Source organism: Escherichia sp. E1130, assembly GCF_005781065.1.
In the GTDB taxonomy this organism is placed as follows: Bacteria; Pseudomonadota; Gammaproteobacteria; order Enterobacterales; family Enterobacteriaceae; genus Escherichia.
Genome location: NZ_VATL01000042.1, coordinates 1 through 16,250, shown reverse-complemented (window position 1 = coordinate 16,250; position 16,250 = coordinate 1). Strand labels below are relative to the sequence as shown.

Annotated in this window: 12 protein-coding genes; 11 read left to right on the top strand and 1 reads right to left on the bottom strand. The window is 51.3% G+C overall.

The features are described from left to right. The 4 genes from FEK66_RS24210 to gudD form a co-directional block, all read left to right on the top strand. Window positions 1–298, top strand: a 298-nt coding sequence (locus FEK66_RS24210; protein WP_138211627.1) for a flavodoxin, incomplete at its 5' end; no start/stop codon positions are given. 435 nt (window positions 299–733) lie between these two features. Beyond that, on the top strand, window positions 734–2,086 hold the full coding sequence (gudP, locus tag FEK66_RS24205; protein ID WP_135407692.1) for a galactarate/glucarate/glycerate transporter GudP: 1,353 nt from the start codon (window positions 734–736) through the stop codon (window positions 2,084–2,086). A 1-nt stretch (window position 2,087) separates the two neighbouring features. Continuing rightward, a complete protein-coding gene (locus FEK66_RS24200; protein WP_135495003.1) occupies window positions 2,088–3,428 on the top strand; it encodes an enolase C-terminal domain-like protein in 1,341 nt (446 codons plus the stop codon). A gap of 20 nt (window positions 3,429–3,448) precedes the next feature. Beyond that, on the top strand, window positions 3,449–4,789 hold the full coding sequence (gudD, locus tag FEK66_RS24195; RefSeq protein WP_130259346.1) for a glucarate dehydratase: 1,341 nt from the start codon (window positions 3,449–3,451) through the stop codon (window positions 4,787–4,789). 232 nt (window positions 4,790–5,021) lie between these two features. Here gudD and barA read toward each other — a convergent pair whose 3' ends face one another. After that, window positions 5,022–7,778, bottom strand: coding sequence for a two-component sensor histidine kinase BarA (gene barA / locus FEK66_RS24190; RefSeq protein ID WP_130207684.1), 2,757 nt, complete (start codon window positions 7,776–7,778; stop codon window positions 5,022–5,024). A 56-nt stretch (window positions 7,779–7,834) separates the two neighbouring features. Between barA and rlmD the strand changes: the two genes are divergently transcribed. From rlmD to eno, 7 genes are all read left to right on the top strand, one after another. Continuing rightward, a complete protein-coding gene (gene rlmD, locus FEK66_RS24185; RefSeq protein ID WP_135495002.1) occupies window positions 7,835–9,136 on the top strand; it encodes a 23S rRNA (uracil(1939)-C(5))-methyltransferase RlmD in 1,302 nt (433 codons plus the stop codon). A gap of 47 nt (window positions 9,137–9,183) precedes the next feature. Then, a complete protein-coding gene (relA, locus tag FEK66_RS24180; protein WP_130207682.1) occupies window positions 9,184–11,418 on the top strand; it encodes a GTP diphosphokinase in 2,235 nt (744 codons plus the stop codon). 77 nt (window positions 11,419–11,495) lie between these two features. Continuing rightward, window positions 11,496–11,744, top strand: coding sequence for a type II toxin-antitoxin system antitoxin MazE (gene mazE / locus FEK66_RS24175; RefSeq protein ID WP_000581937.1), 249 nt, complete (start codon window positions 11,496–11,498; stop codon window positions 11,742–11,744). Further along, window positions 11,744–12,079: an endoribonuclease MazF gene (gene mazF, locus FEK66_RS24170; RefSeq protein WP_130207681.1), complete on the top strand. Its 336-nt coding sequence runs from the start codon at window positions 11,744–11,746 to the stop codon at window positions 12,077–12,079. The genes mazE and mazF overlap by 1 nt, the downstream gene beginning before the upstream one ends. A gap of 71 nt (window positions 12,080–12,150) precedes the next feature. Next, complete coding sequence (gene mazG / locus FEK66_RS24165; protein WP_112912024.1) at window positions 12,151–12,942, top strand: nucleoside triphosphate pyrophosphohydrolase; 792 nt, start codon at window positions 12,151–12,153, stop codon at window positions 12,940–12,942. 227 nt (window positions 12,943–13,169) lie between these two features. Then, window positions 13,170–14,807, top strand: coding sequence for a CTP synthase (glutamine hydrolyzing) (gene pyrG, locus FEK66_RS24160; RefSeq protein WP_130207680.1), 1,638 nt, complete (start codon window positions 13,170–13,172; stop codon window positions 14,805–14,807). Between the two features lie 87 nt (window positions 14,808–14,894). Then, window positions 14,895–16,193, top strand: coding sequence for a phosphopyruvate hydratase (gene eno, locus FEK66_RS24155; RefSeq protein WP_064528183.1), 1,299 nt, complete (start codon window positions 14,895–14,897; stop codon window positions 16,191–16,193). Window positions 16,194–16,250 lie beyond the last annotated feature (57 nt).

Genomic DNA, 16,250 nt, shown 5'->3' with positions numbered 1-16,250 from the left:
TGTTCTGGTAGTTACGTCCACCACCGGGCAGGGCGACCTTCCTGACAGCATTGTGCCACTCTTTCTGGGCATAAAGGATAACCTCGGTTTCCAGCCGAACCTGCGTTACGGCGTGATTGCGCTCGGCGACAGTAGTTATGTGAATTTCTGCAACGGTGGCAAACAGTTTGATGCTTTGTTACAGGAACAGAGCGCGCAGCGGGTAGGGGAAATGCTGCTGATCGATGCCAGTGAAACCCCGGAACCAGAAACGGAATCCAATCCGTGGGTTGAGCAGTGGGGGACGCTGTTGCCCTGATTTGTTCAGCGATCGGCAAAATACCGTTTTAGCGGTGCTGAATCGAGTCTTTTCAGGCAAATGCCTGTAAAAACTGCTTCTTAGCGCGGATTTTTACTGGCGTTTGCCTGGAGTCAAGCGATCCATTTCATACTCTTCTTTATTTCTCCGATTTAACCCTTCCTTTCTTGTTCTTGTTTTCATTTCCGTGAAGTGGATTCCACCGTCCAGGGCTAATGCCAAAATCGAGCCTCATTGAACGCATTAATGTTGTGTTGTTGCACGGTGAGCCGCTATGGCGCGCTTTTTATACTGCTATTGCCAGATATAAAACACGCGCCGCATTCGGCGAACGACCTATAAAAACGGCAAAAACACCCTACGTCACCTCTGATTTCCTGGCGATGTCGCAGTCCAGAGTGAGCGTGGCTAACGCGAATTTTCAGGAGTGCAACAATGAGTTCTTTAAGTCAGGCTGCGAGCAGTGTGGAAAAACGCACGAATGCTCGTTACTGGATAGTGGTGATGCTGTTTATCGTCACATCTTTCAACTACGGCGATCGCGCTACGCTCTCGATCGCCGGTTCGGAAATGGCCAAAGATATCGGTCTTGATCCAGTGGGTATGGGCTATGTGTTCTCTGCTTTCTCATGGGCTTATGTTATTGGGCAGATCCCTGGCGGCTGGTTGCTGGATCGCTTTGGTTCAAAACGCGTCTACTTCTGGTCAATCTTTATCTGGTCGATGTTCACCTTGCTGCAAGGTTTCGTCGATATCTTTAGTGGATTCGGCATTATCGTTGCCTTGTTTACTCTCCGCTTCCTGGTAGGGCTTGCCGAAGCACCTTCTTTTCCCGGCAACAGCCGAATCGTGGCAGCCTGGTTCCCGGCGCAGGAAAGGGGAACGGCGGTGTCGATTTTTAACTCCGCCCAATACTTTGCAACGGTGATCTTCGCGCCGATTATGGGCTGGCTGACTCATGAAGTGGGTTGGTCACACGTCTTCTTCTTTATGGGCGGTCTGGGCATTGTCATCAGTTTTTTCTGGCTGAAAGTCATCCACGAGCCAAATCAACATCCGGGCGTAAATCAGAAAGAGCTGGAGTACATCGCCGCTGGCGGCGCGCTGATCAATATGGATCAGCAAAACACCAAAGTTAAAGTGCCGTTCAGCGTGAAGTGGGGGCAGATCAAACAGCTGCTCGGTTCGCGGATGATGATCGGTGTTTATATCGGTCAGTATTGTATCAACGCCCTGACTTACTTCTTTATTACCTGGTTCCCGGTTTATCTGGTGCAGGCGCGCGGGATGTCGATTCTGAAAGCGGGCTTTGTGGCTTCCGTTCCTGCTGTTTGCGGTTTTATCGGCGGCGTGCTGGGGGGGATTATTTCCGACTGGCTGATGCGCCGCACGGGCTCGCTGAACATTGCGCGTAAAACACCGATCGTGATGGGCATGTTGCTGTCGATGGTGATGGTGTTCTGTAACTACGTCGATGTTGAGTGGATGATCATCGGTTTCATGGCGTTGGCCTTCTTCGGTAAAGGCATCGGGGCGCTGGGTTGGGCGGTAATGGCAGATACTGCGCCAAAAGAGATCAGCGGTCTTTCCGGCGGCCTGTTCAATATGTTCGGTAACATTTCCGGTATCGTCACGCCAATCGCAATTGGTTATATCGTTGGCACGACTGGCTCCTTTAATGGGGCGCTGATTTATGTCGGGGTTCATGCCTTAATTGCGGTGCTGAGCTACCTGGTGCTGGTGGGCGATATTAAACGTATTGAGCTGAAACCTGTCGCGGGGCAATAAGATGACGACACAATCCAGTCCAGTCATTACTGATATGAAAGTCATTCCGGTCGCCGGACATGACAGCATGTTGCTCAATATTGGTGGTGCACATAACGCATATTTCACCCGCAACATTGTGGTACTCACCGATAATGCCGGACATACCGGCATTGGTGAAGCACCGGGCGGAGAGGTGATTTATCAAACGCTTGTCGATGCTATTCCGATGGTTCTGGGCCAGGAAGTCGCGCGACTGAATAAAGTGGTCCAGCAGGTGCATAAAGGTAATCAGGCCGCCGATTTTGATACCTTCGGCAAAGGTGCCTGGACCTTTGAATTGCGCGTTAACGCCGTGGCGGCGCTGGAAGCCGCTTTGCTTGACCTGTTAGGTAAGGCGCTGAATGTTCCGGTCTGTGAACTGCTTGGCCCAGGTAAGCAACGCGATGCTATTACCGTCCTCGGTTATCTGTTTTATATCGGTGATCGGACTAAAACCGATCTTGCTTATCTGGAAAGTACACCAGGTAACCATGAGTGGTATCAGTTGCGTCACCAGAAAGCGATTAACAGCGAAGCCGTTGTGCGTCTGGCGGAGGCTTCACAGGATCGCTATGGCTTTAAAGATTTCAAACTCAAAGGTGGCGTATTACCTGGCGAGCAAGAAATCGACACCGTTCGTGCATTGAAGAAACGCTTCCCTGATGCGCGGATTACCGTTGATCCCAACGGTGCCTGGCTGCTTGATGAAGCCATTTCTTTGTGTAAAGGCCTGAATGATGTGCTGACCTATGCGGAAGACCCGTGCGGCGCTGAGCAGGGGTTCTCCGGTCGTGAAGTGATGGCGGAGTTTCGGCGGGCGACCGGCTTGCCCGTCGCGACCAACATGATCGCCACCAACTGGCGTGAAATGGGTCATGCGGTGATGCTCAATGCGGTAGATATTCCACTTGCCGATCCGCACTTCTGGACGCTTTCCGGCGCGGTGCGTGTCGCGCAACTGTGTGATGAATGGGGACTAACCTGGGGCTGCCATTCCAACAACCACTTCGATATCTCTCTTGCGATGTTTACCCATGTGGGCGCGGCGGCTCCGGGTAATCCTACCGCAATTGATACCCACTGGATTTGGCAAGAGGGCGATTGCCGCCTGACGAAAAATCCGCTGGAGATTAAAAACGGAAAAATAGTCGTTCCTGATGCGCCCGGCCTGGGCGTGGAACTGGACTGGGAACAAGTACAGAAGGCGCATGAAGCCTATAAACGTCTGCCTGGCGGCGCGCGTAACGACGCGGGTCCGATGCAGTACCTGATCCCCGGCTGGACCTTTGACCGTAAACGTCCCGTTTTCGGCCGTCATTGATTTTGAATAAGGATATAAATATGAATTCTCAATTTACGACGCCTGTTGTTACTGAAATGCAGGTCATCCCGGTGGCGGGTCATGACAGTATGCTGATGAATCTGAGTGGCGCACACGCACCGTTCTTCACGCGTAATATTGTGATCATCAAAGATAATTCTGGTCACACCGGCGTAGGGGAAATTCCCGGCGGCGAGAAAATCCGTAAAACGCTGGAAGATGCGATTCCGCTGGTGGTAGGTAAAACGCTGGGTGAATACAAAAACGTTCTGACGCTGGTGCGTAATACATTTGCCGATCGTGATTCTGGCGGGCGTGGTTTACAGACTTTTGATCTGCGTACCACTATCCATGTAGTTACCGGGATAGAAGCGGCAATGCTGGATCTGCTTGGGCAACACCTTGGAGTTAACGTGGCATCCTTGCTGGGCGATGGTCAACAGCGTAGCGAAGTCGAAATGCTGGGTTATCTGTTCTTTGTCGGCAATCGCAAAGCCACACCGTTACCGTATCAAAGCCAGCCGGATGACAAATGCGACTGGTATCGTCTTCGTCACGAAGAAGCGATGACGCCGGATGCGGTGGTGCGCCTGGCGGAAGCGGCGTATGAAAAATATGGCTTCAACGATTTCAAACTGAAGGGCGGTGTACTGGCCGGGGAAGATGAAGCCGAATCTATTGTGGCACTGGCGCAACGCTTCCCGCAGGCACGTATTACGCTCGATCCTAACGGTGCCTGGTCGCTGAACGAAGCGATTAAAATTGGTAAATACCTGAAAGGTTCGCTGGCTTATGCAGAAGATCCGTGTGGTGCGGAGCAAGGTTTCTCCGGGCGTGAGGTGATGGCAGAGTTCCGTCGCGCGACTGGTCTGCCGACTGCAACCAATATGATCGCCACCGACTGGCGGCAGATGGGCCATACGCTCTCCCTGCAATCTGTTGATATCCCGCTGGCGGACCCGCATTTCTGGACGATGCAGGGTTCGGTACGTGTGGCGCAAATGTGCCATGAATTTGGCCTGACCTGGGGTTCACACTCTAACAACCACTTCGATATTTCCCTGGCGATGTTTACCCATGTTGCCGCAGCTGCACCGGGTAAAATCACCGCGATTGATACGCACTGGATCTGGCAGGAAGGTAATCAGCGCCTGACTAAAGAGCCTTTTGAGATCAAAGGCGGTTTGGTACAAGTGCCGGAAAAACCGGGTCTGGGTGTAGAAATCGATATGGATCAGGTGATGAAAGCCCACGAGCTGTATCAGAAATACGGGCTTGGCGCGCGTGATGATGCGATGGGGATGCAGTACCTGATTCCTGGCTGGACGTTCGATAACAAGCGTCCGTGCATGGTGCGTTAAGACAGAAAACAAAAACCGGCTCTGTCAGGAGCCGGTTTGAGACTGATGCCAAACACAAAATTGCCTGATGCGCTACGCTTATCAGGCCCACATGCTTTTTTAATTCATTGAATTTGAATGGTTTCGTAGGCCGGTAAGGCGTTTTCGCCGCATCCGGCATAAACACAGGCACCTTGTCACCAGTCTGAAACCGGCTTCATAAGAAGCCGATTTTTACTCGATAAAATATTTATTACCCAAGAATTTTACTGGCTTCGCGTGCCACATTATCCATCTCGTCCAACAATTCCAGTAGCTCCGGCTCCAAATCTTCTTCTTTAGTACCGCTTCGTAGCTGTTGTTCGATAAGTTGACAGAGATTCTTCATACGCGGCACACCGCTATAGCCGCAACTGCCATGCAGTTTATGAATCAAATCAACCAGACCTTCCGGATTTTCCCCAACCAGTTGTTCCTCAACTTTGTTGCGAACTTCTGGCAGGAAATCGAGCAACATTTGCAGCATATCGCGCGCCAGATCGGTTTTGCCAGCGGCCTGGCGTAGCGCCAGTTGCCAGTCCAGAGTCGCATTCTGGTTCACCACAATTTCGTTCACTTCTGGCGTCACAACGCGGGAAGAAATGCCGCTGCCGGGTTTGTAGCGCAGCAGCAAATTATGCAATCGCTCTTCTTCTATCGGTTTCGCCAGATAATCGCTCATCCCCGCGCCAAGTAATTTCTCTTTTTGCCCAGCCATTGCATGTGCAGTCACCGCGATGACTGGCGTTTGTTGCTGGTGCGGAAGCTGGTGGATAAGTTCGCATGCACGAATGCCGTCCATGTCCGGCATTTGAATATCCATTAAGATTAAATCGAACGGCATCTGTTTTGCTCGTTCAACCGCCTGATGCCCGCTATCGCACAACTCCACATGCTGAACCATGTCCTCCAGCAATGCGCCGATAAGTTTCAGGTTGGCGGGATTATCATCAACAGCCATAACCGTCATTACCAGCTTACTTTCGTCGGTGACAGGCAACAGCGTATTTTGTGTTTGATGGCAAAACTCGGTCAGTACAGGTAACAGACGTGTAGGCGTCAGGGGTTTCAGCAGACACGCGCCGATACCATCTTGCTTGAGTTTTTCGGCATTGACCTGTGCATGGCACGGAAGGGCGAGCATCAGAAAATCGGTCATCGACACCGCTTTCGCTAACCGCTCATGTTGCATCGTTAGCGGTTCGCGGAAAGTCACCGCAATCCCTAACAACATCATGTCGTAATGCGCGGGAGGGAGTGCCGAGAAGCTTGGGCTGTAGACCACCTCAAGCGGTGTTTCGCTTAAAATATCCAGCGTGCACTGCGCGGCTGCCGAGTTCGGTTCGACATAAGCCAGGCGTTTGCCTGTGAGGCACTGGGTGGATGGTCCTTCAATAATAATATTCGGGTTCAGATCGAGATTAATATGGAACCAGAAGGTTGAGCCACGATTCGGCTGGCTATGGAACGAGATATCTCCGCCCATCTCATTAACCAGTTTTTGCGTAATTACCAGCCCCAGCCCGGTGCCGCCATGACGGCGTGAAATACTGGCATCTGCCTGCCTGAAGGCCTGGAACAGGCGCGATTGATCGCGTTCAGGAATACCAATACCGGTATCGCGGATCTGCACTTCAATCTGAACTTTGGTATTACTCAGCGCTCGTTTTTCCACCAGAATATCGATGTTGCCATTCTCGGTGAATTTAATCGCATTCCCTACCAGGTTAGTGATGATTTGCTGTAAACGCAGCGGATCGCCTATCACGTTATCTGGCACGTCGCTCTTAATATTGAGCGTCAATTCCAGCCCTTTATCGTGAGAAGAATGCGCCAGAAGAGTAACCACTTCATCCAGCGTGCTGCGCAGCGGGAACGGAATACTTTCCAGAATCAGCTTGCCCGCTTCCAGTTTCGAGAAGTCGAGAACATCATTAATAATTGCCAGCAAATTATTTGCCGAGCGTTCAATCGTGTTCAGGTGATCGCGCTGCGTTGGCGTTAATTCTGTTTTCAGCGTCAGGCGGGTAAAGCCAATAACCCCATTCAGCGGTGTACGCAGCTCATGTGACATGTTCGCCAGAAACTCGGACTTAATACGCGCCGCTTCCTGGGCGCGCTTTTTCGCCAGGTCCAACTCAACGTTCTGAATTTCCATCTGCTCCAGCGTTTCACGCAGATCGGACGTCGCCTGGTCGATATTGTGCTGCATCTCTTCGTGATAAGCCGCCAGAGACATTGCCATCGAGTTGATGCCGTTTTTCAGCATATCCAACTCGCCGAGCATAAATCCTTCCACCCGGCTGTCGAGTTGTCCTCGGCGGATGCGGTCGACAGTATTCACCATGTTGCGAATCGGGCCGGTTACATCGCGCATGAGTCGCCAGCCAAAAATAAGCGCAATACCAATACAGAACAGCATCATCACGCTGGAAATAAAAATCTCTTTATATTGCTGTAAGCGCACCGATTTAAGGTCCAGCTCAAGGGCAATATACCCCAGCATATTCTGACTATTTTTGGCATCGCTAATGGGCGATTCGTCGGGAGAATAACTCTCGGAGATAATCGGCGTACGCAAAATCATAATATCGCCATCACGTGTGACAGTGAGCTGGCGCGGAAATGGCACGTTACTACCGAGCTGCATTGCTGAAGGGTCGAGATGAAAATTGGAGGTGACAAAGAGTCGGTTATTTTCATCGTAAACTGAAATGGCGCGAACAATATCAGAATGGCGACGATGCAAAACGCTTATCAACTGACCGATAGATTCGCGATTTTGCAGGCTCATGCCATATTCAGTAGAAACTGCAAGCGGCTCAATAATGCTGGCACCGGCATCTTCCAGTTGACGCTGCAAGTCGTTATAGCGATGCACGACGAAAAAGATACTGAGCAATAAACCAATAAGGACGGTCGGCGCCAGGATCAGAATCATCATGCGTGCGCGCAGGCTGTAGTTGGTCATGGAGTTCCGTTATGGGACAATTAAGGTCACACTGTTAAATTGAGAAAGTCTCGCCAATGGCGCAATTCTACTCTGCAAAACGACGCGTGACGACGCGTCAGATCATAACCGTTTCAGTCAACGACCTCGACTCTTTTGGTCAGGGCGTGGCACGACATAACGGAAAAGCGTTATTTATCCCCGGGCTATTGCCGCAGGAAGACGCGGAAGTTACTGTTACTGAAGATAAAAAACAGTATTCCCGCGCTAAAGTCGTGCGCAGGCTAAGCGACAGCCCGGAACGCGAAACGCCACGCTGCCCTCATTTTGGCGTATGCGGCGGCTGTCAGCAACAACACGCCAGCATCGAACTACAGCAGCGAAGCAAAAGTGCGGCGCTCGCCCGGTTAATGAAGCACGACGTCTCTGAAGTGATCGCCGATGTTCCCTGGGGGTACCGTCGCCGCGCGCGCTTAAGCCTGAACTATCAGCCGAAAACACAACAATTACAGATGGGATTTCGCAAAGCGGGTTCCAGTGACATTGTCGATGTTAAGCAATGCCCCATTTTAGCGCCCCAACTTGAAGCATTGCTGCCCAAAGTCAGGGCATGCCTGACCAGCTTACAAGCCATGCGCCATCTTGGTCACGTTGAACTGGTGCAGGCAACCAGCGGCACGCTGATGATTTTACGCCATACCGCACCGCTAAGTTCGGCTGATCGTGAAAAACTGGAACGCTTTTCGCATTCTGAAGGCCTGGATCTGTTTCTCGCCCCCGATAGTGAGATACTCGAAACCGTCTCTGGCGAGATGCCCTGGTATGACTCAAACGGGTTGCGTTTAACTTTTAGCCCGCGTGATTTTATTCAGGTCAACGCGGGTGTGAACCAGAGAATGGTGGCACGCGCGCTGGAGTGGTTGGATGTGCAGGCTGAAGACAGCGTGCTTGATCTGTTCTGCGGTATGGGCAATTTCACACTGCCATTAGCGGCACGAGCGGCTAGCGTGGTAGGGGTAGAAGGTGTTGCGGCGCTGGTGGAGAAAGGTCAGGAAAATGCGCGACTTAATGGTTTACAAAATGTGACGTTTTATCATGAAAATCTTGAAGATGATGTCACAAAGCAACCGTGGGCTAAAAACGGCTTTGACAAAGTGTTGCTGGACCCGGCGCGAGCAGGTGCTGCTGGCGTCATGCAGCAAATTATAAAACTGGAACCCATTCGTATAGTTTATGTATCCTGTAACCCTGCGACGCTGGCTCGGGATAGCGAGGCGTTATTAAAAGCAGGATATACCATTGCGCGACTGGCGATGCTGGATATGTTCCCACACACGGGGCATCTGGAATCGATGGTGCTTTTTTCGCGCGTTAAATAGTTACGATTTGCTGATTTCGGCAGGTCAGGTCCCTAAAGGAGAGGACAATGGTTGCGGTAAGAAGTGCACATATCAATAAGGCTGGTGAATTTGATCCGGACAAATGGATCGCAAGTCTGGGGATTGCCAGCCAGAAGTCGTGTGAGTGCTTAGCCGAAACCTGGGCGTATTGTCTGCAGCAGACGCAGGGGCATCCGGATGCCAGTTTGCTGTTGTGGCGTGGTGTCGAGATGGTGGAGATCCTCTCGACATTAAGTATGGACATTGACACGCTGCGGGCGGCGCTGCTGTTCCCTCTGGCCGATGCCAACGTAGTCAGCGAAGACGTACTGCGCGAGAGCGTCGGTAAGTCGGTCGTTAATCTTATTCACGGTGTGCGCGATATGGCGGCAATCCGCCAGCTGAAAGCGACGCACACTGATTCTGTTTCCTCCGAACAGGTCGATAACGTTCGCCGGATGTTATTGGCGATGGTCGATGATTTTCGCTGCGTGGTCATCAAACTGGCGGAGCGTATTGCTCATCTGCGCGAAGTAAAAGATGCGCCAGAAGATGAACGCGTACTTGCAGCAAAAGAGTGCACCAATATCTACGCGCCGCTGGCGAACCGTCTCGGGATCGGGCAACTGAAATGGGAACTGGAAGATTACTGCTTCCGTTATCTCCACCCGACTGAATACAAGCGCATCGCCAAATTGCTGCATGAACGCCGTCTCGACCGCGAACACTATATCGAAGAGTTTGTCGGTCATCTGCGCGCTGAGATGAAAGCTGAAGGCGTTAAAGCTGAGGTGTATGGTCGTCCGAAACACATCTACAGCATCTGGCGCAAAATGCAGAAAAAGAACCTCGCCTTCGATGAGCTGTTTGATGTCCGTGCAGTACGTATTGTTGCCGAGCGTTTACAAGACTGCTACGCCGCGCTGGGGATAGTGCACACTCACTATCGCCACTTGCCGGATGAATTTGATGATTACGTCGCAAATCCGAAACCAAACGGCTATCAGTCTATTCATACTGTGGTACTGGGGCCGGGTGGCAAAACCGTTGAGATCCAAATCCGCACCAAACAGATGCATGAAGATGCAGAACTGGGCGTTGCTGCGCACTGGAAATACAAAGAAGGTGCGGCTGCTGGCGGGGCGCGTTCGGGACATGAAGACCGGATTGCCTGGCTGCGTAAACTGATTGCGTGGCAGGAAGAGATGGCTGATTCCGGCGAAATGCTCGACGAAGTACGCAGCCAGGTCTTTGACGACCGGGTATACGTCTTTACGCCGAAAGGTGATGTCGTTGATTTGCCTGCGGGATCAACGCCGCTGGACTTCGCTTACCACATCCACAGTGATGTCGGACACCGCTGCATCGGGGCAAAAATTGGCGGGCGCATTGTGCCGTTCACCTACCAGCTGCAAATGGGCGACCAGATTGAAATTATCACCCAGAAACAGCCCAATCCCAGCCGTGACTGGTTAAACCCAAACCTGGGCTATGTCACAACCAGCCGTGGGCGTTCGAAAATTCATGCCTGGTTCCGTAAACAGGATCGTGACAAAAACATTCTGGCTGGACGACAAATCCTTGATGACGAACTGGAACATCTGGGGATCAGCCTGAAAGAAGCAGAAAAACACCTGCTGCCGCGTTACAACTTCAATGATGTCGACGAGTTGCTGGCGGCGATTGGTGGCGGGGATATCCGGCTCAATCAGATGGTGAATTTCCTGCAATCGCAATTTAATAAGCCGAGTGCCGAAGAGCAGGACGCCGCCGCGCTGAAGCAGCTTCAGCAAAAAAGCCATGCCCCGCAAAACCGCAGTAAAGATAACGGGCGCGTGGTAGTAGAAGGTGTCGGCAATCTGATGCACCACATCGCGCGCTGCTGTCAGCCGATTCCTGGTGATGAAATTGTTGGTTTCATTACTCAGGGACGCGGTATTTCTGTGCACCGCGCCGATTGTGAACAACTGGTGGAGCTACGCTCCCATGCGCCAGAACGCATTGTTGATGCAGTATGGGGCGAGAGCTACTCCGCCGGATATTCGCTGGTGGTCCGCGTGCTGGCTAATGATCGTAGTGGGTTGTTGCGAGATATCACGACCATTCTCGCCAACGAGAAGGTGAACGTGCTTGGCGTTGCCAGCCGTAGCGATACCAAACAGCAACTGGCAACCATCGATATGACCATTGAGATTTATAACCTGCAGGTGCTGGGCCGCGTGCTGGGTAAACTCAATCAGGTGCCGGATGTTATCGACGCGCGTCGACTGCACGGGAGTTAGGCCGAAATTTGCTCGTATCTACAATGTAGATTGATATATACTGTATCTACATATGATAGCGGTTTGAGGAAAGGGTTATGATCCACAGTAGCGTAAAGCGTTGGGGAAATTCTCCTGCAGTGCGGATCCCGGCTACGTTAATGCAGGCGCTCAATCTGAATATTGATGATGAAGTGAAGATTGACCTGGTGGATGGCAAATTAATTATTGAGCCAGTGCGTAAAGAGCCCGTATTTACGCTTGCTGAACTGGTCAACGACATCACGCCGGAAAACCTCCACGAGAATATCGACTGGGGGGAGCCGAAAGATAAGGAAGTCTGGTAATGGTAAGCCGATACGTACCCGATATGGGCGATCTGATTTGGGTTGATTTTGACCCGACAAAAGGTAGCGAGCAAGCCGGACATCGTCCGGCTGTTGTCCTGAGTCCGTTCATGTATAACAACAAAACAGGTATGTGTCTGTGTGTTCCTTGTACAACACAATCAAAAGGATATCCGTTCGAAGTTGTTTTGTCCGGTCAGGAACGTGATGGCGTAGCGTTAGCTGATCAGGTAAAAAGAATCGCCTGGCGGGCAAGAGGAGCAACGAAGAAAGGAACGGTTACCCCAGAGGAATTACAACTCATTAAAGCCAAAATTAACGTGCTGATTGGGTAAGTGTTACTAACTCACTTCTATTCTGGTCACAGGCTTCCACCTGACAGACCCGCAATTTTCAGGACATTCCAATGAATCAAATCGACCGTTTACTCACTATCATGCAGCGCCTGCGCGATCCGGAAAACGGCTGCCCGTGGGATAAGGAGCAGACATTTGCGTCTATTGCGCCTTATACCCTTGAAGAAACCTACGAAGTGCTGGACGCCATTGCCCGCGAAGACTTTGACGATCTGCGCGGTGAACTGGGCGATCTGTTGTTCCAGGTGGTGTTTTACGCGCAAATGGCCCAGGAAGAAGGGCGCTTTGACTTTAATGATATTTGTGCTGCGATCAGCGATAAATTAGAGCGTCGCCATCCGCATGTTTTTGCTGATAGTTCTGCCGAAAACAGCAGTGAAGTTCTCGCCCGTTGGGAGCAGATCAAAACCGAAGAACGCGCGCAGAAAGCACAGCATTCGGCGCTGGACGATATTCCTCGCAGTTTGCCGGCTTTAATGCGCGCACAAAAAATCCAGAAACGTTGTGCCAACGTTGGCTTCGACTGGACGACGCTTGGCCCGGTGGTTGATAAAGTCTACGAAGAGATCGACGAGGTGATGTACGAGGCGCGGCAGGCTGTTGTCGACCAGGCTAAACTGGAGGAGGAAATGGGCGACCTGCTGTTTGCCACGGTTAATCTGGCTCGCCATTTAGGGACGAAAGCAGAAATCGCATTGCAAAAAGCGAACGAAAAATTCGAGCGTCGTTTTCGCGAAGTGGAGCGTATTGTTGCCGCGCGTGGACTGGAAATGACAGGTGTTGACCTCGAAACAATGGAAGAAGTCTGGCAACAGGTAAAACGGCAGGAAATTGATCTCTAAGGGAATTACGCGGTCAAGCGCCATTTGTGTCATTTTTTAAATGACAAGCGCTTGATTTGCGTCAAAAACATTTACCCCAAAGGGGCTATTTTCTCACTCCTGATTTCAATGGTGCGCTGGCGAAGAGGAGGGATAATGAAAGTTTGTGGCACAGGTCATGTTCGGGTATACTGCTTTCCCGTCCTGGTTATTCCATCGTCTTTTCAACCTAACTTCTCAGGTTCAGCATGACAACGAACTATATTTTTGTGACCGGCGGGGTCGTATCCTCTCTGGGTAAAGGCATTGCCGCAGCCTCCCTCGCAGCCATTCTTGAAGCCCGTGGCCTCAATGTGACTATCATGAAACTGGATCCGTACATCAACGTCGATCCAGGTACTATGAGCCCAATCCAACACGGGGAAGTGTTCGTTACTGAAGACGGCGCTGAAACCGACCTGGACCTGGGTCACTACGAGCGTTTCATTCGTACCAAAATGAGCCGCCGCAACAACTTCACCACGGGTCGTATCTACTCAGACGTTCTGCGTAAAGAACGCCGCGGTGACTACCTCGGCGCAACCGTACAGGTTATTCCACACATCACTAACGCTATCAAAGAACGCGTTCTTGCAGGTGGCGAAGGCCACGACGTGGTTCTGGTCGAAATCGGCGGTACCGTAGGTGACATCGAATCCCTGCCGTTCCTCGAAGCGATTCGCCAGTTGGCTGTTGAAATTGGCCGTGAGCACACTCTGTTTATGCACCTGACGCTGGTGCCGTACATGGCAGCGTCTGGTGAAGTCAAAACCAAACCGACCCAGCACTCTGTAAAAGAGCTGCTCTCCATCGGTATCCAGCCTGACATCCTGATTTGTCGTTCAGATCGCGCTGTACCGGCGAACGAACGTGCGAAGATTGCATTGTTCTGTAATGTTCCGGAAAAAGCGGTTATTTCTCTGAAAGACGTCGATTCCATCTATAAAATTCCGGGCCTGTTGAAATCTCAGGGGCTGGACGATTATATTTGTAAACGATTCAGCTTAAACTGCCCGGAAGCGAATCTGTCCGAATGGGAACAGGTTATCTTCGAAGAAGCGAATCCGGTGAGTGAAGTCACCATCGGTATGGTCGGTAAGTACATTGAACTGCCGGACGCTTACAAATCAGTGATTGAAGCACTGAAACACGGCGGGCTGAAAAATCGTGTCAGCGTCAACATCAAACTGATCGATTCACAAGATGTTGAAACGCGCGGTGTTGAAATCCTTAAAGGTCTGGACGCGATCCTCGTACCTGGCGGTTTCGGCTATCGTGGCGTAGAAGGCATGATTACTACCGCGCGCTTTGCGCGTGAGAACAATATTCCTTATCTGGGCATTTGCCTGGGTATGCAGGTGGCGTTAATTGATTACGCTCGCCATGTTGCCAACATGGAGAACGCCAACTCTACGGAATTTGTGCCAGACTGTAAGTACCCGGTTGTGGCGCTGATTACCGAGTGGCGCGATGAAAACGGCAACGTTGAAGTTCGTAGCGAGAAGAGCGATCTCGGTGGCACCATGCGTCTTGGCGCACAGCAGTGCCAGCTGGTTGACAATAGCCTGGTTCGCCAGCTGTACAATGCGCCGACAATTGTTGAGCGTCATCGTCACCGCTACGAAGTCAACAACATGCTGCTGAAACAGATTGAAGATGCAGGTCTGCGCGTTGCGGGCCGTTCCGGGGATGATCAGTTGGTCGAGATCATCGAAGTTCCGAATCACCCGTGGTTCGTGGCTTGTCAGTTCCATCCGGAGTTTACTTCTACTCCACGTGATGGCCACCCGCTGTTTGCTGGCTTTGTAAAAGCCGCCAGCGAGTTCCAGAAACGTCAGGCGAAGTAAGTAAAAAAGTTAGAACGGCAACGCGTACCCTGGGTACGCGTTGTTTGTCTGGAGTTTCAGTTTAACTAGTGACTTGAGGAAAACCTAATGTCCAAAATCGTAAAAATCATCGGTCGTGAAATCATCGACTCCCGTGGTAACCCGACTGTTGAAGCCGAAGTACATCTGGAGGGTGGTTTCGTCGGTATGGCAGCTGCTCCATCAGGTGCTTCTACTGGTTCCCGTGAAGCTCTGGAACTGCGCGATGGCGACAAATCCCGTTTCCTGGGCAAAGGCGTAACCAAAGCTGTTGCTGCGGTTAACGGCCCGATCGCTCAGGCGCTGATTGGCAAAGATGCCAAAGATCAGGCTGGCATTGACAAGATCATGATCGACCTGGACGGCACCGAAAACAAATCTAACTTCGGCGCAAACGCAATCCTGGCTGTATCTCTGGCTAACGCCAAAGCTGCTGCAGCTGCTAAAGGTATGCCGCTGTACGAGCATATCGCTGAACTGAACGGTACTCCGGGCAAATACTCCATGCCGGTTCCGATGATGAACATCATCAACGGTGGTGAGCACGCTGACAACAACGTTGATATCCAGGAATTCATGATTCAGCCGGTTGGCGCGAAAACTGTGAAAGAAGCCATCCGCATGGGTTCTGAAGTTTTCCATCACCTGGCAAAAGTTCTGAAAGCGAAAGGCATGAACACTGCAGTTGGTGACGAAGGTGGCTATGCGCCGAACCTGGGTTCCAACGCTGAAGCTCTGGCTGTTATCGCTGAAGCTGTTAAAGCTGCTGGCTATGAACTGGGCAAAGACATCACTCTGGCGATGGACTGCGCAGCTTCTGAATTCTACAAAGACGGTAAATACGTTCTGGCTGGCGAAGGCAACAAAGCTTTCACCTCTGAAGAATTCACTCACTTCCTGGAAGAACTGACCAAACAGTACCCGATCGTTTCTATCGAAGACGGTCTGGACGAATCTGACTGGGACGGTTTCGCATACCAGACCAAAGTTCTGGGCGACAAAATCCAGCTGGTTGGTGACGACCTGTTCGTAACCAACACCAAGATCCTGAAAGAAGGTATCGAAAAAGGCATCGCTAACTCCATCCTGATCAAATTCAACCAGATCGGTTCTCTGACCGAAACTCTGGCTGCAATCAAGATGGCGAAAGACGCTGGCTACACTGCAGTTATCTCTCACCGTTCTGGCGAAACTGAAGACGCTACCATCGCTGACTTGGCTGTTGGTACTGCTGCAGGCCAGATCAAAACTGGTTCTATGAGCCGTTCTGACCGTGTTGCTAAATACAACCAGCTGATTCGTATCGAAGAAGCTCTGGGCGAAAAAGCACCGTACAACGGTCGTAAAGAGATCAAAGGCCAGGCATAAGTCTGACTTTATCTGATTTAAAAATGCCAGCCTTCGGGCTGTAATGCCAGTCAGTTA